A 21,060-nucleotide genomic window follows, 5' to 3' on the forward strand; every position below is an offset into this window, starting at 1 on the left:
TTCTACCCTGTTACGCAATAATAGCTTGCGCTAGATTTTGATAAGCGATCGAGCCGCTCGATTTTGCGTCATATAAGAGCGCAGGTTTTCCGAAACTCGGGCTCTCGGCAAGACGCACATTACGCGGGATGACAATCAGCTCTTCGTCCATGTCCTTAAAGAGTTTGTTGTCAAAGTGTTGACGCAAGTCGGCAAAAACCTGTTTTGAAAGGTTGTTTTGCGCACTGTACATTGTCGGCAGGAAACCCTTGATGCTCAAACGCGGGTTGATCGTCTTGCGGATCAGACGTACCGTGTTCAAAAGCTGTGCCAAACCTTCGAGTGCAAAAAACTCGCACTGAATCGGAATAATGACCGAGTTGGCAGCGGAAAGCGCATTGATCGTCATCGGTCCAAGTGCCGGCGGCGAGTCGATGACGATGTAGTCATAGGTAGATTTGACCTGGGCGAGTGCATTTTTCATAATGAGCTCGCGTCCCTTGGCGTTACCCGCATCATAATACTCTTTTTCAACTCCGACCAAACCGATGTTTGACGGCGCCAGGTCTAATGTTGCGATGTCAGATTTCAATATGATGTCACGGAGTTTTTTCGTACCGATAAGAACATGATAGATGTTAAATTCATAATCATTACGGCTGTAACCAAGAGAAGTGGTCGCATTGGCTTGCGGATCTGCATCGATCAGCAATACCTTTTTGCCTTCCACTGCCAAAGAGGCAGCAAGGTTAACAGCGGTCGTCGTCTTTCCTACCCCACCTTTTTGGTTGGCTATTACTATAATTTCACTCATCGTAGACTAAATATCCTTTTCCCATCACACTCCAGTGATCCATCTTCCAATAATCTTGCATTTTTCAATGCGATTTTTGATTCACCGTTGTGGGTAAAATAGCTTCTGCTTCTGTCAAATTCTAACGCATAGTTACTAAAAACATTCTTCCACGAAGGTGGATTTTTCAAGATATCAAAGTAAGCCTTCAAGAGGGTCTCATTTTCGATTTCAATATCAAGATTGTCAAAACCCTGCGGCGCCGCCTTGGTATTTAAGCCTATACCGCAGACCAATACCTCTTTATAGAGATTTGTAATCACCCCGCCGATCTTGGTGTTGCCCAAATAAAAGTCATTGGGCCATTTCAGCCAGAGAGAAGAGCCCTTTTCGGCCAGTAACTCTTTTAAGATATAGGTAAAATAGATAGAAGAGGATTCAAGTTTGAGATCCTGAGGCAAGCTGCTTCGGTCTAAGGCAAAAGAGAAAAAGAGATTGCCTTCCATCCCTTCCCAGCTGTTGCCGCGACTCCCTTTGCCCGACGCCTGGCGTTTGGCACTGACACAGACAGGCGTCGACAAGGTCTCTTCTTTAAGCGCCTCTAAAAGGTAGGTCTGGGTGGAATCAACCGTTTCAAGCAAAAGTATCTGCAATAGAGAGTCGCTTACCGTTGAGATAGGCGATCACGCTCATCTCTTTTTTAGACGCCGGTTGCACAAGCTCAAGTCGTAAAGAGCCTTTTTTACAGCCGACGACAACACTTTCATCGTCTACAGAGAGTATTTCACCTGCCTTATGATGTTTTTCATTCTCGATCAACTGCATCTTCTTGAGTTTTAAACCGCTTTCAAGATAGACACCAGGCCATGGCGTAAAAGCGCGATAACGGTTATAGAGTGTTTCTGCATCATCAAATGTAACAAGTCCCTCTTGTTTTGAGATCTTTGTACAGTGCGAGGCTTTTGCATTGTTCTGGGGTAGCGGTGTAAGTGTCTTGAACTTCTTCAACACCTCAATTGTCAATGCAGCGGCACTGACGGTCAAACGCTCAAAGAGTGAACTTACCATTTCCTCATCACCGATTGCGATCTTTTCAATTTTAAGGATATCGCCTGTATCGAGACCCTCATCCATCAGCATCGCCGTCACACCCGTTTCCCTGTCTCCTTTCAGAATGGCTTGCTGAATCGGGCTTGCTCCCCTGTAGTCAGGCAGGATAGAGGCGTGAAGGTTGATGCAGGGCGCATGATCCAGCACCGCTTTTGGCAGGATCTGCCCATAAGCCGCAACAACGATGAAATCACACGCTATCGTCAGAAGTTCGGCTACAGTCTCTTCATCGCGCAGTCTGGTAGGCTGATAGACCTTGAGGCCGTTTTCCAGTGCTACTGTTTTTGTGATTGGCGGGGTCATCACTTTTTTACGTCCGACCGGCTTGTCAGGCTGGGTATAGACAGCGACCACATTGATCTCATCATCGGCCACCAGTGCTTTTAATATCTCACTGGCATAATCGGGTGTCCCCATAAAGATAACATTCATCATCGTGCACTCTTTGTAAAGTAGGTACCGCCGAGATGTCTCTCTTCGAGAAGGAAGGCCCTTGCATCGCTAAGATCAAAGCCCGAACTCAAAAACATCTCTCTGTCATGTTCCAGTATATAATTGGCCGCTTTCAACTTGGTCACGATACCGCCCGTAGCAAAGGTTGAATTTGGGGTCACCTCTTTTTCAAGTTCTGCCGCAGCAATAACAGAGACTGTTTTTCGTACCTTCGCATCTGCATTGGCACGCGGATCTTTGTCGTAATAGGCATCGATATCGGAGAGGATCATCAACAGGTCTGCGTCAAAGTGCTCTGCCACATAAGCAGAGAGTTGGTCATTGTCACCCAGCACCAGCTCTTCTGTCGCCGTTGCATCATTTTCATTGATGATCGGAAGGACTTTATTCGCCAATAGCGCTTCGATTGTGTTTCGCATACGCGACTCTTGTTCATCGGAACGAAAATTGGCTGCAGTCACAAGGACCTGGGCGGTGATGATCTGATGGTGCTCGAACATTTTTTTGTAACGGTTCAACAGTATCGGCTGTCCGATAGCAGCCAATGCCTGCTTGTTGGCCAGGATCTTTTTGTCAAGTTTCAGTTCTGTATAACCTGCAGCAACGGCTCCGGATGAGACCAGAATGACCTCATACTTCCCTTTCAGTTCTGCGATCAGATCGACCAGGTTCTGCATGCGTTCTTTGGCAATGCGGTTTTGTTCGGTTAAGACTGCGCTGCCGACTTTGACAACAAGACGTTTCATTTTCTGGCAGCGCTCACAAGTGCATGCAACCCATAGCGTAATCCGTCTATATTGGTATGCATTACCGAAGAGATCGGAACGATGAAAAAAGGTTTCGACATGTCAAACTCCTGTGTACCTTCCTGGTCGTCCTGTTCGTAAAAAGGGTACCCTGCTTCAAATCCGAAGCGGCTTTTTGCGCTTGGCTCCAGACCCAATTCCCTGATAAACGTTTCGGCTTTCTCTTTCGCCTCTTCCTGGCTCAAGGCATCCGAACGTGTCAGTGCAATGGCAAATGAACGCTTGTGCAGTTTTTCCGAAAACTTCTGGAGTTCTTCTTTAAGAATGTCGAACTGCTCTTTCATCTCGCGATACGAAGCGATGTCGATCATGAAAAGAAGGGTTTTGGTACGCTCGATATGACGCAGGAACTCCAGACCGAGCCCTTTGCCGTCAGAAGCGCCGCCTATGATCCCCGGGATATCGGCCATGACAAAAGACTCGTAGTTCCCGACATCGACCTGACCGAGTTTCGGTGTCAATGTCGTAAACTCGTAGTTTGCCACTTCCGGACGGGCATTGGAGACCGTCGAGATCAGCGTTGATTTACCGACATTCGGAAATCCGACCAGACCGACATCCGCGATCAGTTTAAGGTCGAGTATCACTTCGCGTTCAATACCCGGTTCGCCCGGCTGGGCATAGCGCGGTTGCTGGTTTGTCGATGATTTAAAGTGGTAGTTGCCGAGACCGCCCCTGCCGCCGCTTAGAAAACGTACTTCATAGCCGTCATCCAACAGGTCAAACAGGACTTCGCCTGTCTCTTTGTCGATCACCTGTGTTCCCGGAGGTACGATCACATAGAGAGGCTTGCCCGACTTCCCTGTCATTCGCGAGCCCTCACCCGGACGGCCGTTTTCCGCTTTCAGGTTTTTTTGCCCTTTGAAATGCGAAAGCGTGTGGGTGTTGTTGTCGACACGGAAATAGATATCGCCGCCTTTACCGCCGTCGCCGCCGTTCGGCCCGCCATTGGTTACAAACTTTTCACGTCTGAAGGCAACACAACCTTGACCGCCTTTGCCTGATGAGAGTGTTAATGTAACCTTATCTGTAAACATCGATTGTCCTTAAATTTAGAAAAAAAATCATTTAAATATTTAGCATTATACATTTGAAAAGAAAAAAATACAGTGGTAAATATTTAAAAATCAGTGAAAGAGGCCCCGGAAAGGGCCTAAAGAAAAGTGCTTATGCAGCAGGGATAATTGAAACTTGTTTACGGTTTTTGTCTTTTCTTTCGAAAACAACGATACCGTCTACAAGTGCGTAAAGTGTATGGTCTTTACCCATACCCATGTTTTTACCTGGGTGAACTTTTGTACCACGTTGACGGATAACGATGTTACCTGCACGTACTGTTTCACCACCGAATTTTTTAACACCTAATCGACGACCTGCTGAGTCACGATTATTCTGAGTACTACCTTGACCTTTTTTGTGTGCCATGTCTTTCTCCTAACTTTTTAGTGCTTATGCAGCGATTTTAGTGATACGAACGCGGGTGAAATCTCTACGGAAACCACGTTTGACTTTAGAGTCTTTACGACGACGTTTTTTGAAGATAACGACTTTACGGTCACGACCTTCGTTGATAACTTCAGCAGTCACAACAGCACCGTCTACGAAAGGTGCCCCTACTTTAAGTTCGCCGGCATTTACAGCCAGAACTTCCTTGATCTCAAGAGTGTCTTTTGCAGCAAGGTTCATTTTGTCAAGAAGAAGGATATCGCCCTCTTCTACCTTATACTGCTTACCACCATTTTTAATGATTGCGTACATTGCATTTCCTTGTTTTTTTCAAGAGTCCTCTAAAAACGCTTCAGTGTACAGCACTTACTCATCATCACAAGACTCTTATCCCGAAAAACGGTCCAAGAAGGTCAACATTTGCCATGATCAGGTCCAGCCTGTAAAGAGAAGGTTTTCACCCTCTCCGACACCAAGAGTCAAAAGAGTACTCTATCTGTCTTTATAAAAAGTTTGCGAATTATACTGAATATTACTTTAAGTTTACTTTATATCAATCACAAATCGCGATAACTTCGATCTCAACCAGGGCATTCTTAGGCAGAGTCTTTGCGGCGACAAGCGAACGCGCCGGTTTATGGTCACCGAAAGCGTTGGCATAGAGCTCGTTGACCGTTGCAAAATCATTGATATCTGCGACAAAAGCCATCACCTTTACGACTCTGTCGAGTGACGAACCTGCTTCTGCCAGAACCGCTTTCAAGTTGCTGAAAACCTGTTCTGTCTGTTTAACCACGTCGTCTTCTACCATCGTACCGTCGGGACGCAGTGCGATCTGCCCTGAGGTATAGACCATACCGTTTACCTTTACCGCCTGTGAGTACGGTCCGATCGCTGCCGGCGCCTTGTCTGTTTTTACGAATTCCATTCTAGTCATCCTTTTGTGCTGATTTCTGTTTTTTGTATTTTCGTTCGACATCTTCCATCATCGAAAGATAATCGTCTTTGCTCCAGTACCCCGGTACGCTGTATAGCACTCGTCCTTCAGGCGTCAGAAAGTAGCTCATCGGTACCATTGGCGCTTTCAGACACGGCGGGTACGTGTCTTTGCCGCGTGTCAGTGCGACAGCAGCATATTTGGTGTTGACGTTCTCGACCACTTTTTCCTCTTCGAGCGTTGTCGATTCAAGCTTTCGGCACCATCTGCACGTCTCTGACGTGATCAGCGCATAGATGATCTTATCCTCTTTTTGCGCTTTGGCTTTTGCCTCCGCAAAGCTATCCTCCCACTCGATCTCATTGGCAAAGATAGAGAGTGTGAACATCGCAATAAACAAAAATATACGCATTGTCGTCCTTTAAAAAACCGTATTATACCAAAGAGGAAACGGTTCACTGTTAATGCTTTCACCCCTTTTTAGAAATCCTGCTCTATAATAAAAGAAAGCGGATACATTCAGGAGAGAACATGCAGACAACAGAAGAAAAACTTTTTGAGACAATAGAAACCATCAATGAAAGTATCATCGCACTTCGGCAGCAGCTGCATGAATACCCGGAACTCTCCTCGCAGGAGAAAGAGACTACGGCGCTGCTGAAAGGTCTGCTTGAAAATGCCGGTTTAACTGTAAGGATCTTCAGCGATCATTACGGTCTTATTGCCGATCTTGTGGTCGATAAAGAGAAACCTTTTATCGCTCTTCGCGCCGATATCGACGCCCTGCCTATCCAGGAACAGAGTGAAGCGCCTTACACCTCACGCAAACCGGGGATTATGCACGCCTGCGGCCATGATTCGCATACCGCCATTTTGCTGGGTACTGCTCTGGCGTTCATGCAGGTCAAACCGCTGCTTGACAGTAATGTACGGTTCATCTTCCAGCCTGCCGAAGAGATCACTGAAGGCGGCAGTTCCCAGATGATAAAAGACGGCGTACTGGAAAATGTCAAAGCCATTTTCGGACTGCATGCCTACCCTTATCTCAACACCGGGCAGATCGGTTATAAATACGGGGTGATGCTCGCCTCTGCCGACACCTTTGAAATCGAAATATTCGGCAAGAGTTCGCACGGAGCGCGTCCGCATGAAGGCGTCGACGCCATTCTGGTCACCTCCATGGCGGTCAACTCGCTCAACCACATCGTCTCGCGCCAGATCGACCCGCTGCATCCGGCAGTCATCTCGCTGGGGACCATCGAGGGAGGAAAAGCGGCCAATATCCTGTGTGATCATGTCAAGCTCTGCGGCACCGTACGCAGCGTCAACCATGATGTGCGCCATTCGATCCCGAAGATGATGGAGATCTCCCTGAAAGGGATCACCCGTTCGATGCATGCGACCTATGCGTTCCACTACAACTACGGTTCGCCCGAAGTGTGCAATCATGATGCCATGGTCGATTTGGTAAGAGAGGCAGGTGAGAGCGTTTTAGGCAAAGAGAACACCATCGACCTTATCGACCCTGTCATGGGAGGCGAGGATTTCGGACGCTACCTTGAGATCGTCCCAGGCGCTTTTTTCCGTCTTGGGACCTGCAATCGGGACAAAGGCACCTGTGTCTCCCAGCATAACAGCCGCTTCAATGTCGATGACGATGCGCTTATCGTCGGTATGAAGATCATGGGGGCGGCCGCACTGCGGGCAATGAAAAATGCGTGACGAAATCGCTCTAAAGATCACCAATATGGCCGATGCGAAACTGATCTACCATCTCTTTTCCCATCTGAAAGAGCGGCTTCCTGTTTCGGACCTTGCACCTATGGAAGAAGCGCTCATGCAGCTGATAGAGAATGTCCTCGAACATGCGTACGAACGCGAATATGACCTGGACGTTACCATCCACTACTACATCTACAGCTGCCAGCTCAGAATCGACGTTGAAGATAGGGGTGTTCCTTTTGACTTCAGCCGCTATCTCAGCGAGCCCATCGATCACAGTGCCGACCACAAAAAAGGATTTTATCTTATCTACGATCTGGTCGACCGCTTCTATTTCACACCGCTTCCGAACGCAGGTAAACAGTTTACTCTGGTACAGATGTTTGATCAATGTTTTGACATCAAGACCAATCAGATCATCATGCAGGAGGCGCCTGACAAGCAAGATATCCTGCAGCATCTTGATGTACGCGCATTCATAAGCGGTGACGGTGACGGCATTGCCAAACTGATCTACCGAAACTATGATTACACCTATTACAAGCACCTTTTTTATGAACCCCAGAAGGTACGAAAGGCCAATGAAAAAGGTGATGTCCACTCCATCGTTGCACTTTATAAGAACGAAGTTGTCGGCCATTTTGCCCTGATACGCAATCCCTACTCCAATATTGCCGAGATCGCCGTCGCAACAGTCGATCCCCGTTACAAGGGAATAGGCATTATGAACAAGATGTTCGATTTTCTCATCTTCGAAGCCAAACGACTCGGGTATGACGCGATCTTCGGTGATGCGATCATGCTCCACCCCTACAGCCAGAAAGCCAACCTGTCACACGGAATGACGGAGTGTGCCATCATACTCGGGCAGGTCCCCTCCGAGATCCAGATCGAACACAGCCTTCAGCACCAGCAGCGCAGCGGTGTGCTCGTTGCCTACCTGCTTTTTGACAAACGCCGCTGCCAGCATGCCCGTTCTGAGATCTACGGCAAGCAGATCCAAAAAGTCTATGATGATATCGGCATCGAGATCTGCGACATGAATCCACCCCATCAGGTACGCGACGCCATTACCCACCGCATCGACGACAAAGTAAATCTCGGTTATATACGTATCGAAGAGGTGATCACAGAAAAAAAGTTGATGGATATCCTTGCCGATCTGCAAAAAGAGCACTGTGATATGCTCTATGCCGATATCAACCTTCACCGTATCGAAAATATCGATGCGGTGATATCCCTGCTCAATACCCACGGCTTTTTCTACAGCGGTGTTTTGTTTTCGTATTATGACAGTGAAGATTATCTGCGTCTGCAGCGTAAAAACACAAAAAGTATGGCGGAAGAGCAGCTGGTCTGCTACTCCAGGAATGCGCAGCAGATGCTTGCATTCATACGCAAAGACAAGGCACGGATAAGAGCTCTTTAGAACAGCCCTCTTCTAAAAACAGTAAAACCCGTATCGTTGCCTATGCTTAAAAGGTAGCGATGACCCGCTTAAAGACTTCGTAGAGTTTTTCGACCTCTTCACGCGTCGTTCTCTCATTGGGTGCATGGATCGTATCGTTTCGCACCCCGAATTCTATGACATCTACGCCATACGGTGCAATATACCGGGCATCTGACGTCCCCCCGGCAGTGGAGTGTTTCGGTCTGATCCCGGTCACCTTCTCGATAGCCGCATCAATGGTACGTACGATTTTCGTGTTGGGGTCAGTCATAAAAGGATAAGCCGACTGGTCGAGTTTGAGTGTATAGTTCATCTCCGAAAAGTATTTATGGACGAAATCTTCTATCGCTTTTTGATCGGTCTTGGTGGAGTTGCGCACATTGAACATCATCTTCAGCTTACCGGGCGTGACATTGGTTACCTCCATGCCGGCACGGATGTCGGTTACGACAAACTTGCTCGGTGCAAAGTTCTCGTCGCCCTCGTCCAGATCGACACCCGCCATATGGTGCAGTACCTGAGCGACCTTGTGGATCGGATTGGTCGCCTTTTCAGGATAGGCGGCATGGCCCTGTTTGCCGTGTTTTTCGATCACGCCGTTGATCGAGCCGCGGCGGCCGATCTTGATCGCATCGCCGAACACCTCTTCGCAGGTCGGCTCCGCCACGATACAGGCATCCGGCATCATCTTCTGTTCATCTAGGTATTTCAGTACCTCGAGTGTTCCGTGTTTTGCCGGTCCCTCTTCATCTGAGGTCAGTAGCAATGAGAGGGTACCGTTGAAGTGTTCCGTCTCTTTGACCGCCTGTAAAAAGGCCGTAAAGCCCGACTTCATATCCTGCGCACCGCGTCCGTAGATATAGCCGTCCTGTTCTACTGCTGCATACGGGTCGACGCTCCACCCCTCGCCTGCCGGAACAACATCCACATGGCCTGCGAAGCAGAGGTGTTCGCCTTCACCGAACGTCTTGTAGACAAAGAGGTTCTTGACCCCGTTCGCATCCAGTCGCACCGCTGTAAAGTCATTAAGGTACTCTGCAACAAAATCGAGCAGCCCACCGTCATCCGGTGTCTCGCTTTTGGCTTGCAGGATCTTTTTAAATAAGTCTATCAGTTCCAAATCTCTTCCCTAGAACTCAGGATTTTCATAAAAAACATAGTTGCTGTAATCGCTCACCTCAAAGTAGAGCTTCTTCTCACCCGGGTCGACCTTATAGTTGAAATTTTTATCCAGATAGCCGTAGCTGTAGCGGTAAGCACGCTGTTGGTTGTCATCGCGCCCCATACCTGTTGTCATCTTGTCGACCTTGATAAAACGCATGACCAGCTTCTCTCCTGCATAGACATCCATCACCCCGTTGGTACCTGTCCAGTTTTGGATGCCGCGGCTCATCTGGTTCTGCTGTTCCTGCGTACAGCCGGCCATAATCAACCACAGTGCCAAAAGACTTAACCCTGCTATTTTCTTCATATGATCGTCCTCTTTTTTTAATAACAAAATCATAGCGTAAAGTGCTGATGTCTAGTTACGCTTTTCTCACGCCAATGCCCTCTTACAGATAAGATTCAGCTCACCCTATTGGGAAAGCTTGGGATGGCCACTTTAAGCGCAAAGTTTTTCAGCCTCTCCAGATTTGGCTATCTTTTCCACAACAGCCGGTTCCACAATTTCAGCATTTGATCAACACCAGTCCAACTGACGCCACCACTTTCCAGAACATACCGTTCAAAGAACTTTCCCCTTGCGACACAACTGTGAGGTGCTCTTGACGACTATTATATTGCGTACCGGATTGAGGAGAGGATAAATTCATTAAAGCGAACAGTTAAGAAAATACATTATTTATTGTGTTATTATATTTTTATTGATTAAAGAAGGTGCTATGTTCAGATCAAGAAAAAAATGCATATTTATACTATTTTTGTCGCTTTTATTTGTTATTACGACAGCATTTTATTGCCAGAAAAAACTGGATCAGGTTAAAACAGAAAACAGGCTAAGAAAGGAAAGTACCCTTCTATTGGCCGATAAGATCAGTACACTCGCCAAAAATATCCGTATTGCCACCTACCCCTCAGAATGCGACGATTTGACCAAAGATATCATCGGCGAAGAGTGTGATCTTGGGAACTATATGGAGTGGGCGGGCCCTGCTTTGGAAGACAATACGCAACAGCTACTTCTATATTTACAAGAATCTCAGCAGTAAAGCTCAAATACCTTAAAAATCATCCCAACCGCCCAGGTTGCTGCTGTTTTCGTCCTCTTCAACGATGTTGATCTCCGGTTCGGTCACCACCTGCTTCTCTTTTAGGAGCTGCTCTTCATAGTCGAGTTCAAGCCCTTTCGAAGTCATGACAAAACCTTTGACCCGGATCTTGCCGTCGTGGATCTCCCGGTGATGCTCTTTGCAAAGCGGGACAAGATTGCTGCGGTGGTCCTGATGGAAATGGCCGATAAATCCGGCATTGTCCGCCACCGACTGATGGGCGATGTGGTGCACGTCTTCGGCCACAGCGCCGCAGATAACGCACTTGGTCACATAGAGCTCTTTGTTGTATTTGGACGTACGTTTTTTCACCAAGAGTTCAAGCTCTTCAAAGTCATTGGAGAGACGCTTTCTTATCTTATTGGCGTTGGTCAAAAACTCATCATCCATGTGCAGTGATTTGGCAAATTCAAGACCATAGACCGAACTGCCGCTGCCCGACTGCAGGATGCGGTTGAAGAGCAGCTTGTCCTGTATCTCATCATAGACCACACTCAGATGCAGATCGACCACATTTTTGAGCTTTCTTATCTCCGGCATCGTCGCGAGTTGATGCAGGTGGGTAGCAAAAAGAAAGATCGAACGTAGTTTTGTCAGCTTCATGATCGCGCTGGCAACAATAGAGACGCCCGAAAGTGTCTCCGTACCGTGCGAGATCTCGTCACCCAGCACCAGAGAGTGTTGCGAAGCGCGTTTAAAGATGTTTTTGAGTTCCAGCATCTCTACCGCAAAGGTCGAAAGCCCTTTAGCGAGGTTGTCTTTGGAGACGATACGGGTAAAGATGGAGTCAAAAAGAGAGAATTTCATTGCACTGGCCGGAACATAGAAACCGGACTGGGCCAGAAGAACGGCAATACCGATGCTCTTCATCAAAGAGGATTTACCGCTCGAATTGATGCCGTAAAGCAATACCCCGTTGATGTCGTGGCCGTCATGCACACGCACATCGAGCATCACCGTTTCGGGGTAAGGAAGGTCAAGATAGTCGCGCGTACCCATCACAACATCATTGGGGACATAGATCCCCTGGCGTTCCTGTATCTCGATGAGCGGGTGTCGCAGCGCCATGATCTGCATAAAGTTCTCATCTTCGCGCACATCAACGATCGTCGGGCGGGCGTAATTGTACTGCTGGGCCACTTTTGCCGAACTCACCGCCACGTCAAGATCAGCCACATAGTGGATGATGCGTTCTAAAAGAATAGTGTATCGGCGTTCAAAGAGGCCCTGCAGGTTGACAAAACGCTCTTTGGCCAGGGCGACGATCTTGAGCCGGTTGCGCATGATCTTGTCGGAGAGCTGATCCGTCAGTTCCGAAGTGATCTTCACATTGTTGGTCAGTTTTTTTATGCTGAAATCACTAAAATCGACAGAGAGCCCTTCTATCTCGATCTTCTCTTCTTTAAAGACCTTCTCGATCATCGACCAGCGGTTTTTGCTCAACGAGATATAGTACCCCTCTTTCTCCAGAAGGCCTAAGCTCACATACGACCCGTTGCTGTTCGCACTCATCCGTGAAAGCATCTCTTCGATGCGCACCATAATGATCTTGAAAGTCTGCAGCATACGTGCATTTTCGTCAACCAAAGTGTCGATACCGGCATCCACGCCCCGCATCAAAAAGTTCTCATCGATCGTCGCCATTGTAAAACGGCGGGAGGTCTCCAGGTCGACACTCTTTTGGATGTCACGGATAAACTCGCTGATCTCCTGTTCGGAAAACGGCGTCTTTTGGATCTTGTGCTTTTTGATGTAGTTCATCAGCTCCTGGACACCGGTCAGCGACTCATAGACATAGTTCATCTCAAAAGGGTGGAGGCGGCCCAGACTGATGCGCCGGGCAAGACGTTCAAGGTCATAGATCCCCCGAAGCGTCTCATCAAGCGTACGGGTATGGGTATTGACCCGGTCAATAAGGTTGTAACGGCGCACCAGTTCATCGCGGTCAAGCAGCGGGTTGAGCAGGCGCTCTTTTAAAAGCCGCTTGCCGATGGCCGTACATGATTTGTCGATCAGTTTGAAGAGTGTCATCTCATTACGGTCTTTGGAGATGATGCCCAGCTGTTCCAAAGCATTATTGCCGAGGTACATATAACGTTTGTTGTCAATGAGCTGCGGGCGGTAGAGCTTCTGGATGATGTGATAGTCGTGCTCAATGACGAAATGAACCAAAATAGCCAGAGACTCCGAAATCATCGGGGAGCGCTCAAGGTCCAGGTGCTCTATTGGCGAAAGAAGGGACTGGATGTTGTAGACATTCTGAAAAAGCTCGTTCTGATAGGCGATCTTATGGCGTTCATTGTTGATAGTGTAGTGGAAACGGTCGGCAATCTCAAGATAGCGGAGTACCTCTTTCTGGTTCTGCACCCCTTCCAAAAAAGTAATGACCACTTCAGAGGTCTTATGGACATTGAGCAGGTTAAAGATCTCATCAAGCGCAAAACTCTGGTCCTCAGAAGTACCGTGCGCCTCATAAAGCCAGGTCTTTCCCGTCGTCACATCGATGGCACTGTAGCCGACCGAAAAGATATCTCTGTGCTGATCGATGATCAGTGAAGCGATATAGTTATCCTCATTGTCCGTCATATAGTCAAAATTGGTGCCCGGCGAGATGATCTGAGAGACATATCGGCTGACTTTAGGCGGCAGCCCTTTTTGACGGATAACGATCACCGTATATTTTTTTTCCTGAATCAAACGCGCGAGATAGCGTTCAAAAGAGACCGAAGGGACCCCTGCCAACAGAGGGTTTTTAATTGAGTTTTCTACGATGTTCTTGTTCTTCTTGGTAAGCTGGATATTGAGCAGCTCTGCCATCTCCTTTGCTTTGCCGACCTGCAGATCATCGTTGTTGACCTCATACACCTCGTAAAATGTGCCGATTTCCATAAAGATGACCGTATCATTGCCGTATTTGGATTCAAAATAGGTTTGAAGTTCAAAGTAAACTTCGGTCAGAAGCTTTTTTTTGTCGCTAAGAAGAGAAGTGATTTCACTGGCTAACATCGATACGGTGCCCTAAATTTTAGTTCGGTTATTATAGCACAGAGTCCCATGATAGGGAAACAGTCTATTTGTGATCCAATACTGAGAAAAACAGTCAATATTACTTGAATTTAATACCTGTTTTGCTATTATTTCATCTAATAATTGAGGAGATTTTTTTATGATCAAAAGACCTGAACCTGTTGACGAAGAAGTTATCTTTGATGGCCGAAGCCTTATCAGCGAAACAGACACCAAAGGTGTCATCACCTTTGTAAACCGAAAATTTGTCGAGATGACCGGTTACACTAAACAAGAAGCCATCGGTCAGCCGCACAGTATTTTACGCCACCCGGATATGCCAAAGGTGGCTTTTGAACAGATGTGGAAGGTGATTAAAGAAGGCAAAGTATGGGACGGTTACGTTAAAAACCTCCGTAAAGACGGAAAGTACTACTGGGTCGATGTCCATATCGTTCCGAAAAAGGATGAGAACGGTACCATCATTGGCTACATTGCTTCGCGTAAGGTAACTGTACCCGATCGCCTTCAAAGCACTATTATCCAGTATAAGAAACTTCTAGATGAGGAGAAGTAGGCACCACCCTACCCCTCTTTCGTATCATTCTCTTATTCATTGCACAGCTTTATAAATCATTGTCCTATTCTTTGCATCCCGTAGATTTATCGTTATACTTATAGACTCGTTTTCCCCGATAATAAACAGTATAAGATGAGTTTGAAAAGGATAGTAATGCGATATCTACTACTGGTGCTTACGCTTATAACATTAGCCAATCCACTCAGTGCAAAGGAAAAAGAAGTGTCTATCTACGACTTTAACGTGACGGCCATTGACGGGCAAGAGATCCCTATGTCCATTTATAAAGAGAAGGTACTGTTGATCGTCAACGTCGCCAGCGAATGCGGGTTTACACCGCAGTACGAAGGCTTGGAGAAACTTTATGAATCGTACAGGGAGCAAGGGTTCATGGTACTCGGTTTTCCGTCCAACCAGTTCGGAGAACAAGAGCCCGGCACCAACAAGGAGATCCTGTTTTTTTGTCAGGGAAAATATGACGTTCAGTTCGATATGTTCGCCAAGATCGACGTTAACGGTGACGATGCCTCGCCCCTTTACCAGTATCTCAAGCATGAACAGAGCGGTTTGTTCTGGACAGAGTCGATCAAATGGAACTTTACAAAATTTTTAGTCGATCGAAAGGGCAACATCGTCAAACGCTACGGCCCTTCCACAAAGCCTGAAAGTATCAGGAAGGATATAGAGGCACTACTGAATAAATAGTGCCAAGTGCTAAGAAAAGATAATTAATAAAGAGTAAGCTGTCAACACATCCATTCAAGCAGGAAAAATGGCGATGCGTATCTAAATACGGAAGCAGCATAAAAGTTATAAATTTAGAGTGAACATCATTACGTGAGGAATACCCTTCTTTTCACAGAAATGTCAGCAAGCTGAACGTTTTACTCATTTTGCGACTGGTGAGGAGAGAAAGACGATGGTCCCGAAGATTCAGAGCCAAAAACCTGCAACGTTTACTCGTAGTAGCCTTTGCTAGAGCCGTAGCCGTAACCGTAGCCATAGCCGTAACCATGGCGTTTGCTCGATTCAATGCCATTAAGAATAAAGCCGAGATTATTGAGGTCATGTTCTTTAGAGAACTTGTCCACATTTTTAAGATAGGCTTTCTTCGAGTAGTTCGCACGTGTCACGATCAAACCGATATCGGCCGTCTTCAGCAGGATCATCGCATCGCTCACCAGACCGATCGGCGGTGTATCAAAAATAATATACGCATACTTTTCCGAGAGTGTTTGAATCAGTTGCTCGAAACCTTCTTTCACCAAAAGCTCCGATGGGTTCGGCGGCTTCGGTCCCGAAGTGATGACATCAACATTTTCCAAGACCTCTTTTTGCAGGGCCTCTTCGAGTGTGTTGCTGCCTGAAAGCACGGAGCTCACACCGATCTTGTTCGTAATATTGAACTCTTCATGCATACGGGAACGACGCATATCCAGATCAAGTATGATCACTTTTTTGCCGGTTGCGGCAATCATCTTGGCCAGTGAAACCGCGATAATTGTCTTGCCTTCACCCGAGATCGAAGAGGTCAATGCAACGATCTTGGATTTTTTGGTACCGCCCACAAACTGCAGGTTCGTACGAAGCACACGCATCGCCTCTTCAAACTGCGAATACCCCCTCTTGTTCTTACGTTGCGGGATAGCACCATAGAGGGGAATAGTGCTGATCTTATCGAAATCCTCAGCTGTTTTAAGGGTATCGTCCAGAAAAGAGCGTAAAAAGGCCGAAGCGACCCCGACGATAAGCCCAAGGATCATCCCCACTAAAATAATAAACAGACGTTTTGGTTTGATAGGGAGCTTCGGCAGCAGTACCGAATCAAGCACACGTGTTTTCGATATGGTCGAGGAGCTTAAGATTGCCGTTTCGGCCCGTTTTTCCAACAGATAATTATAGACTTTCTCGTTGACCGTCGTATTACGCGTCAGGTTCGCCAATCTTCGTTCATTTTCAGGAAGTGCTTCCAGCGAACGTTGATATTTGCTAATATACTGCTGCAGCTTCTGTTTGCGCTCTTCGATGATGCGCAGATCATTCTTCAGTGTATATTTAATCGATGATTTCAAAGTTGATCGTTTCTGTCAGTTTGATCACATCCGGATGCAGTTCGGTGAACTCGACCAGGAGGGATTGACGTGCCATCATGTTCTCTTGAAACTGTTGGATCATCTGCGCCAGTGCCGGATCCGTAGCGCCGGCAGAGCCCAGGCTGATACCGGCGAGATCTTTGCCGGTATTGACGAACTCCTGAACATTCTTCAAGATACTCGATTCGATCTCAAGTGTCTGGAGCCGACTCTCATACTCAGCCATGTTCTGTGCCGTGATCATCGCCTGCTGGCCGGTATCGACAATCGTATGTTTCGCACGGAACTGCTCCAGCTGCCCCTGGGTTCGCTCAACATCCTTGTTGATCTCGGCGATCTGTGCATCGATAAAGGCCAAGGCTCGATCCGCCTCCAGGGTCTTCTCCTCCAGCTCTTGCTGCAGGTAGCGTTCTATCAGGGCGCTGAGCACCTGTTTCGCACGGAGCGCAACGTTGTCTTGAAAAGTGATCTTCAGTATCGAACCATTTTCAGAAGCCAAAGCGGTCGAAAGGCCTTCGTTAATAAACTTGTGCATCGCTTCATTGGGTGTGATCGAAAAGGAATACTCTTTTTCAACCCGGGTCAACGATCTTTTCGATCTTAATACTGAACCACCCGGTGACGATCTCTTCGCCGAATCTATGTATATCTTCGTAAGGTTTCGGTTCATCCGCAGGCGCTTCGATAAAACCAAACTGCCGTAAAAGTCTCTCTCTTATCTCTATATCAGGCGTCATCCTCAGAATGAAACGGTCACTGCCCAGCATATCCATATAAAAACGGGTTCCATTTAAACGCTTATCGAGCGTTTTTGCCGTCACTAAAAATGGGGGAAGCACGATAAAGCTCGACAGTACGGTAATTGCGCTTCGTAAAGTACCGTGTACCGATATCGAGCCCAGCAAGGACCTTCTCCGCAAGGAAACGAGACTGGATAATATACTGCTCATCTTCGAGATTGGCACTATTTCCGGCAAGAGCAAGGGCCATCGTATCACTGTTATCGCCTCTCAAACGAGGATCTTCTCGCTGGAGTTCTATTGTCGTCGCCGCTTCATAGACATTGTGGTGTAAAATAGGCAAAGACGGCCGAACCGATGGTAAAGACGATCATAAAAATAATAATAGAATATTTATACCGGTTGAGCGTGCTGAAGACCTCTTTGAGGTCGATCTCATCTTTATCGATGGTAGGGTATGTGTTCATTACTCTTACCACGCTTTGGCTAGGTAGGTAATGCTTACAAACGGTTCTAACATCGACGCAACCAGCTGAAACGGCGGTGCGATCTCATCAAAGGCGAGCTGACGTCCTTTAGATGCACGCGGCTGTACATAGACGATATCGTTCGGTTTGAGATAAAGACTTGCAATCCTGACGGCCGACATCTGGGTCAGATCGATCGTACGGACCTGTGGGTTGCGCAGGTCCCCGCGGATTACCAGGATACCCCGGCGCTCTGCATAGTCGGTCAGGTCTCCCGAACGGGCGATCGCTTCGATCAGGTTCATCGTACCGTTTGTCACCTGTACTACACCCGGCGTGTTGACCTCGCCTAAAAGAAAGATGCGCTGATTCATGATCTCTACCGTGACATACGGGGTGCGAATGTATTTCTTATACTCTTTCATTAAATACTTCGCCGCCTCGTCTTGCGTATAGCCCTCGATCTTGACACTGCCGATCAGTGGCAGATCCACCGTCCCCTCTCGCGTTACCAAAAGACCTGTCGTCTCATCGGGTACTCTGCCCCCCGTTGGCGTGCCGCGTGAACTTGAACTGATCATCGCCGTCAGCTCGCCCGGACCTGACTGATTATAAACGATGATATTCACACGGTCATTAGGCTGTATCCTGTTCTCGAATACCATCTCATCCTGATACACCTTCTCGTTTACCTCCGTCGGCTCCTCCGAACGCTCGTCGTCCTGAAACAAGGTGTACCTTTTCATACTGCACCCGGAGAAAAAAAAGAGCGCCAAAACGGTGATCAAAATAGTTTGTCTTAACATTTTTTCACTTTGTATTAGTTTCTGCTTTATCTCTATATTCTAACTAAATTATTTGACATTTTGGTAAAGCCTTTGTTCTCTTTGCAAGATTCTTTGAATTTTGACACAGTTGGGAAAAAGCTTTTTTTTTGCTTGATTGCAGCGCTCCAAAAATTATACCGGTATTAATTTTACAAGAGAAAGAGAAAGTGTTCAGAATTACAATCGATCATCTACTTTTCTGTGATGTCAGCAGAGTGAATGACAGGTTTTTAAACAATGCGGCCGTTGAAATGTCAATTGTATTGCGTACCCGAATTGTAATAATATGCATCAGTTTTAAAGACATGTGATCACTGCCCATATCATTCACTCCACACTGGATAGACAATTAAAAAAACAGCAGCAACAGCCTATGGCGAACAAAGATCATCGACGGATTCATATCTTAACGAGAGAAAAGAGTGTATTTTAAACAAAAAGCGTCATGATCACCATCTAATACATTTTCATATCAATGTATAACTTTTTAGCATCGTTTGGATCTTTTCTTTAGAATTGAACATCATGATATCAATAATAGAGAGAAAAGGAACGAACACATCATCAAATTGCTTGTACTCTATAATCTTCGTATCAATAAAGTTCAGTTTCACACCAGCTTTGGCAAAGGTTTCTTTCACATAAAGCGATTGACCACCAATGGCATTGATATAGTGATCAGCATGCAAATACTTATTTATCGCCAATACCTTCTCTTCTCCCTTTAAAGTATGGTCAATTTTCAGTGTTGATGACACCACTATTTCAGTATCTATATCTAAATATTCCGCTACTTTCATGATGGAGTTGTAGGTATAGAAAAACAGGTTTTTTTCATCAAAGCTGAAAATAGATTCGAGCAAAGGAAATACGTCATTAAAATAGGGCGCTTTTTTGTATCCGTTCTCAATTTGACGTAAGATTTTATCTATCTGTTGGGAAGCATGGTCCGCAAGCCTTCTTTCCACGACATCAAGCTGGTAGGAATCTTTTTTCAGAGGAATGCTGAAGAGTGTTTTCTTTCCAAATAACAGAATATTATTCTTGTTAAACCAACCCCCCTTCTCAAACTGGATATTGTCATAAACCACAAACTTGTCCACAGCATCTATCAGCTGCCAGTAACCAATATAGGGAAAAAGATAAGGTTGCATAATAGCGATAGTCATATGGCCACCTTTACTTTATTTAAATGTTCTTTATTCTCAGCAGTTTTATTCTGCTCAGAATTTTTTAGATAAAGACTCACAAGTAATTTAATCATACTCTATCATCGTCTCTGCTTGTGAAGTGTTTCAATGATAATTTTACTTACTGCAGCTTCAATTCCGGAATGCATAGGAACTACCAATATTCTGCCAGCGATGTCTCTAGAGTTTCTCATCACCTGACGAAGTTTTACATAAGGGAGCGTATCCAGCGAAGGATAAAAATATTGACGAGGTGAGACAGCCTCCGCAAGCAGAGCATTCCGGACATTTTCAAGTTCTTCTTCTGATCTCAAAACGATAGGAAAATAGCTGTAACTTTGTGACGCATCTTTAGTAATACGCTGCAACTGCACATAATCCTTCAAATGTGCGGCATAATAATCATGGCTCTTCTTGCGCTGCGCAAGAATGGTATCGATCTCATCCAACACACACAACCCCATTGCCGCTTCCAGTTCATTCATTTTTGCATTAATGCCTAATGTCTTGACTGTGTTTTGATCGTCAAGACCAAAATTTCTAACGATTTTCGCTTTTTCGTACAGGTCATCATCTTTTACAACAATCGCAGCCCCTTCAATCGTATGGAAAAATTTGGTTGCATGAAAACTGATAACAGAGATGTCTCCGTAATTGAGGATGCTCTCATTTTTATACTTAACGTCGAAAGCGTGTGAAGCATCATAAATAACTTTCAAGCTATTCTTTTTTGCGATCCTGTCGATCTCTTCTATCTCGCAGGCATTACCAAACACGTGTACCGGGACGATCGCGGAAGTCTTTACACTCAATGATTTTTCCATTTTTACAGGATCGATATTGAATGTTTCGGGGTCAATGTCTGTAAACACAGGATCCAGCCCCTCCCATTTTATGGAACTGGTGGTTGCCACAAAACTGAAAGGGGTCGTGATCACTTCACCTTTTAGTTGCAAAAGTTTATATGAGAGCTGCAGCGCGGTTGTACCGTTTGAGACGCAAAGAAGGTTTTTGACCCCAAGATGTTTCGCAAGTCTTTTTTCGAGTTCCTGCACCAATGGTCCGTTGTTCGTCAACCATCCGCTTTCATAGACCTTTTCGACATAGTTTAGAAACTTCTGTTTATCAGGGAAATATACTTTTGAAACATTAACCATTATATGCCTTCATGCGTTTTGAAATCCAAGATAC

At 46.2% G+C, this 21,060-nt stretch carries 25 protein-coding genes; 5 read left to right on the forward strand and 20 right to left on the reverse strand.

The features are described 5' to 3' along the window. Positions 1-10: 10 nt before the first annotated feature. From WCY20_RS09615 to WCY20_RS09655, 9 genes are all read right to left on the reverse strand, one after another. Positions 11-793 carry an AAA family ATPase gene (locus WCY20_RS09615; protein ID WP_345974679.1) on the reverse strand — a complete coding sequence of 261 codons (783 nt, stop codon included), beginning with the start codon at positions 791-793 and terminating at the stop codon, positions 11-13. Next, on the reverse strand, positions 790-1,425 hold the full coding sequence (locus WCY20_RS09620) for a biotin--[acetyl-CoA-carboxylase] ligase (RefSeq protein ID WP_345974681.1): 636 nt from the start codon (positions 1,423-1,425) through the stop codon (positions 790-792). The genes WCY20_RS09615 and WCY20_RS09620 overlap by 4 nt, the downstream gene beginning before the upstream one ends. Further along, a complete protein-coding gene (fmt, locus tag WCY20_RS09625) occupies positions 1,406-2,314 on the reverse strand; it encodes a methionyl-tRNA formyltransferase (RefSeq protein WP_345978248.1) in 909 nt (302 codons plus the stop codon). Before fmt ends, WCY20_RS09620 begins: the two co-directional genes overlap by 20 nt. Then, positions 2,314-3,081, reverse strand: a complete 768-nt coding sequence (gene proB / locus WCY20_RS09630) for a glutamate 5-kinase (protein WP_345974683.1) — start codon at positions 3,079-3,081, stop codon at positions 2,314-2,316. The genes fmt and proB overlap by 1 nt, the downstream gene beginning before the upstream one ends. Continuing rightward, a complete protein-coding gene (obgE, locus tag WCY20_RS09635) occupies positions 3,078-4,178 on the reverse strand; it encodes a GTPase ObgE (protein ID WP_345974685.1) in 1,101 nt (366 codons plus the stop codon). The genes proB and obgE overlap by 4 nt, the downstream gene beginning before the upstream one ends. Positions 4,179-4,308: 130 nt before the next feature. Then, positions 4,309-4,566: a 50S ribosomal protein L27 gene (gene rpmA, locus WCY20_RS09640; RefSeq protein ID WP_345974687.1), complete on the reverse strand. Its 258-nt coding sequence runs from the start codon at positions 4,564-4,566 to the stop codon at positions 4,309-4,311. 24 nt (positions 4,567-4,590) lie between these two features. Beyond that, the gene (gene rplU / locus WCY20_RS09645) at positions 4,591-4,899 is read right to left on the reverse strand and encodes a 50S ribosomal protein L21 (RefSeq protein WP_345974689.1); all 309 of its coding nucleotides are present in this window, start codon (positions 4,897-4,899) and stop codon (positions 4,591-4,593) included. 241 nt (positions 4,900-5,140) lie between these two features. Next, entirely contained in the window at positions 5,141-5,515 is a 375-nt protein-coding gene (locus WCY20_RS09650) for a RidA family protein (protein WP_345974691.1), read from the reverse strand. Position 5,516: 1 nt separating this feature from the next. Further along, on the reverse strand, positions 5,517-5,936 hold the full coding sequence (locus WCY20_RS09655; protein WP_345974693.1) for a DUF255 domain-containing protein: 420 nt from the start codon (positions 5,934-5,936) through the stop codon (positions 5,517-5,519). A gap of 119 nt (positions 5,937-6,055) precedes the next feature. On the opposite strand from WCY20_RS09655, the gene WCY20_RS09660 reads away from it, so the two are divergent. Both WCY20_RS09660 and WCY20_RS09665 read left to right on the forward strand, forming a co-directional pair. Next, positions 6,056-7,246, forward strand: coding sequence for an amidohydrolase (locus WCY20_RS09660; RefSeq protein WP_345974695.1), 1,191 nt, complete (start codon positions 6,056-6,058; stop codon positions 7,244-7,246). Then, positions 7,239-8,675 (forward strand): GNAT family N-acetyltransferase, encoded by a 1,437-nt coding sequence (locus WCY20_RS09665; protein WP_345974697.1) that lies wholly within the window; start codon positions 7,239-7,241, stop codon positions 8,673-8,675. The genes WCY20_RS09660 and WCY20_RS09665 overlap by 8 nt, the downstream gene beginning before the upstream one ends. A gap of 46 nt (positions 8,676-8,721) precedes the next feature. Here the strand turns inward: WCY20_RS09665 and dapE are convergent, their stop codons facing one another. Continuing rightward, positions 8,722-9,816 (reverse strand): succinyl-diaminopimelate desuccinylase, encoded by a 1,095-nt coding sequence (gene dapE, locus WCY20_RS09670; RefSeq protein ID WP_345974699.1) that lies wholly within the window; start codon positions 9,814-9,816, stop codon positions 8,722-8,724. A 9-nt stretch (positions 9,817-9,825) separates the two neighbouring features. Then, complete coding sequence (locus WCY20_RS09675) at positions 9,826-10,167, reverse strand: hypothetical protein (protein ID WP_345974701.1); 342 nt, start codon at positions 10,165-10,167, stop codon at positions 9,826-9,828. 550 nt (positions 10,168-10,717) lie between these two features. On the opposite strand from WCY20_RS09675, the gene WCY20_RS09680 reads away from it, so the two are divergent. Next, positions 10,718-10,906, forward strand: a complete 189-nt coding sequence (locus WCY20_RS09680; RefSeq protein WP_345974702.1) for a hypothetical protein — start codon at positions 10,718-10,720, stop codon at positions 10,904-10,906. Between the two features lie 12 nt (positions 10,907-10,918). On the opposite strand, the gene WCY20_RS09685 is transcribed toward WCY20_RS09680, so the two are convergent. After that, the gene (locus WCY20_RS09685) at positions 10,919-13,972 is read right to left on the reverse strand and encodes a DNA mismatch repair protein (protein WP_345974703.1); all 3,054 of its coding nucleotides are present in this window, start codon (positions 13,970-13,972) and stop codon (positions 10,919-10,921) included. A gap of 160 nt (positions 13,973-14,132) precedes the next feature. On the opposite strand from WCY20_RS09685, the gene WCY20_RS09690 reads away from it, so the two are divergent. Continuing rightward, positions 14,133-14,549 carry a PAS domain-containing protein gene (locus tag WCY20_RS09690; protein ID WP_345974705.1) on the forward strand — a complete coding sequence of 139 codons (417 nt, stop codon included), beginning with the start codon at positions 14,133-14,135 and terminating at the stop codon, positions 14,547-14,549. Positions 14,550-14,774: 225 nt separating this feature from the next. After that, on the forward strand, positions 14,775-15,257 hold the full coding sequence (locus WCY20_RS09695) for a glutathione peroxidase (protein ID WP_345978250.1): 483 nt from the start codon (positions 14,775-14,777) through the stop codon (positions 15,255-15,257). A gap of 251 nt (positions 15,258-15,508) precedes the next feature. Here WCY20_RS09695 and WCY20_RS09700 read toward each other — a convergent pair whose 3' ends face one another. The 8 genes from WCY20_RS09700 to WCY20_RS09735 form a co-directional block, all read right to left on the reverse strand. Then, the gene (locus WCY20_RS09700) at positions 15,509-16,624 is read right to left on the reverse strand and encodes a polysaccharide biosynthesis tyrosine autokinase (RefSeq protein WP_345974707.1); all 1,116 of its coding nucleotides are present in this window, start codon (positions 16,622-16,624) and stop codon (positions 15,509-15,511) included. Then, positions 16,608-17,231, reverse strand: coding sequence for a hypothetical protein (locus WCY20_RS09705; RefSeq protein WP_345974709.1), 624 nt, complete (start codon positions 17,229-17,231; stop codon positions 16,608-16,610). Before WCY20_RS09705 ends, WCY20_RS09700 begins: the two co-directional genes overlap by 17 nt. Then, positions 17,218-17,418 carry a hypothetical protein gene (locus WCY20_RS09710; protein ID WP_345974711.1) on the reverse strand — a complete coding sequence of 67 codons (201 nt, stop codon included), beginning with the start codon at positions 17,416-17,418 and terminating at the stop codon, positions 17,218-17,220. The genes WCY20_RS09705 and WCY20_RS09710 overlap by 14 nt, the downstream gene beginning before the upstream one ends. Before the next feature lie 25 nt (positions 17,419-17,443). After that, positions 17,444-17,728, reverse strand: a complete 285-nt coding sequence (locus WCY20_RS09715) for a hypothetical protein (protein ID WP_345974712.1) — start codon at positions 17,726-17,728, stop codon at positions 17,444-17,446. Further along, a complete protein-coding gene (locus tag WCY20_RS09720) occupies positions 17,700-17,852 on the reverse strand; it encodes a Wzz/FepE/Etk N-terminal domain-containing protein (RefSeq protein ID WP_345974714.1) in 153 nt (50 codons plus the stop codon). The genes WCY20_RS09715 and WCY20_RS09720 overlap by 29 nt, the downstream gene beginning before the upstream one ends. 5 nt (positions 17,853-17,857) lie before the next feature. Next, the gene (locus WCY20_RS09725) at positions 17,858-18,658 is read right to left on the reverse strand and encodes a polysaccharide biosynthesis/export family protein (protein WP_345974716.1); all 801 of its coding nucleotides are present in this window, start codon (positions 18,656-18,658) and stop codon (positions 17,858-17,860) included. A gap of 488 nt (positions 18,659-19,146) precedes the next feature. Beyond that, on the reverse strand, positions 19,147-19,848 hold the full coding sequence (locus WCY20_RS09730) for a WbqC family protein (RefSeq protein ID WP_345974718.1): 702 nt from the start codon (positions 19,846-19,848) through the stop codon (positions 19,147-19,149). Positions 19,849-19,949: 101 nt separating this feature from the next. Continuing rightward, the gene (locus tag WCY20_RS09735) at positions 19,950-21,026 is read right to left on the reverse strand and encodes a DegT/DnrJ/EryC1/StrS family aminotransferase (protein WP_345974720.1); all 1,077 of its coding nucleotides are present in this window, start codon (positions 21,024-21,026) and stop codon (positions 19,950-19,952) included. Positions 21,027-21,060 lie beyond the last annotated feature (34 nt).

This window comes from Sulfurimonas sp. HSL3-7 (assembly GCF_039645985.1).
Classification (GTDB): domain Bacteria; phylum Campylobacterota; class Campylobacteria; order Campylobacterales; family Sulfurimonadaceae; genus Sulfonitrofixus; species Sulfonitrofixus jiaomeiensis.

Coding starts and splice junctions, on each gene's coding strand:
- WCY20_RS09615 (WP_345974679.1), bottom strand. CDS start 793: ATGAGTGAAATTATAGTAATAGCCAACCAAAAAGGTGGGGTAGGAAAG.
- fmt (WP_345978248.1), bottom strand. CDS start 2,314: ATGAATGTTATCTTTATGGGGACACCCGATTATGCCAGTGAGATATTA.
- proB (WP_345974683.1), bottom strand. CDS start 3,081: ATGAAACGTCTTGTTGTCAAAGTCGGCAGCGCAGTCTTAACCGAACAA.
- obgE (WP_345974685.1), bottom strand. CDS start 4,178: ATGTTTACAGATAAGGTTACATTAACACTCTCATCAGGCAAAGGCGGT.
- rpmA (WP_345974687.1), bottom strand. CDS start 4,566: ATGGCACACAAAAAAGGTCAAGGTAGTACTCAGAATAATCGTGACTCA.
- rplU (WP_345974689.1), bottom strand. CDS start 4,899: ATGTACGCAATCATTAAAAATGGTGGTAAGCAGTATAAGGTAGAAGAG.
- WCY20_RS09650 (WP_345974691.1), bottom strand. CDS start 5,515: ATGGAATTCGTAAAAACAGACAAGGCGCCGGCAGCGATCGGACCGTAC.
- WCY20_RS09655 (WP_345974693.1), bottom strand. CDS start 5,936: ATGCGTATATTTTTGTTTATTGCGATGTTCACACTCTCTATCTTTGCC.
- WCY20_RS09660 (WP_345974695.1), top strand. CDS start 6,056: ATGCAGACAACAGAAGAAAAACTTTTTGAGACAATAGAAACCATCAAT.
- WCY20_RS09665 (WP_345974697.1), top strand. CDS start 7,239: ATGCGTGACGAAATCGCTCTAAAGATCACCAATATGGCCGATGCGAAA.
- WCY20_RS09675 (WP_345974701.1), bottom strand. CDS start 10,167: ATGAAGAAAATAGCAGGGTTAAGTCTTTTGGCACTGTGGTTGATTATG.
- WCY20_RS09685 (WP_345974703.1), bottom strand. CDS start 13,972: ATGTTAGCCAGTGAAATCACTTCTCTTCTTAGCGACAAAAAAAAGCTT.
- WCY20_RS09690 (WP_345974705.1), top strand. CDS start 14,133: ATGATCAAAAGACCTGAACCTGTTGACGAAGAAGTTATCTTTGATGGC.
- WCY20_RS09710 (WP_345974711.1), bottom strand. CDS start 17,418: ATGGATATGCTGGGCAGTGACCGTTTCATTCTGAGGATGACGCCTGAT.
- WCY20_RS09720 (WP_345974714.1), bottom strand. CDS start 17,852: ATGAACACATACCCTACCATCGATAAAGATGAGATCGACCTCAAAGAG.
- WCY20_RS09725 (WP_345974716.1), bottom strand. CDS start 18,658: ATGTTAAGACAAACTATTTTGATCACCGTTTTGGCGCTCTTTTTTTTC.
- WCY20_RS09730 (WP_345974718.1), bottom strand. CDS start 19,848: ATGACTATCGCTATTATGCAACCTTATCTTTTTCCCTATATTGGTTAC.
- WCY20_RS09735 (WP_345974720.1), bottom strand. CDS start 21,026: ATGGTTAATGTTTCAAAAGTATATTTCCCTGATAAACAGAAGTTTCTA.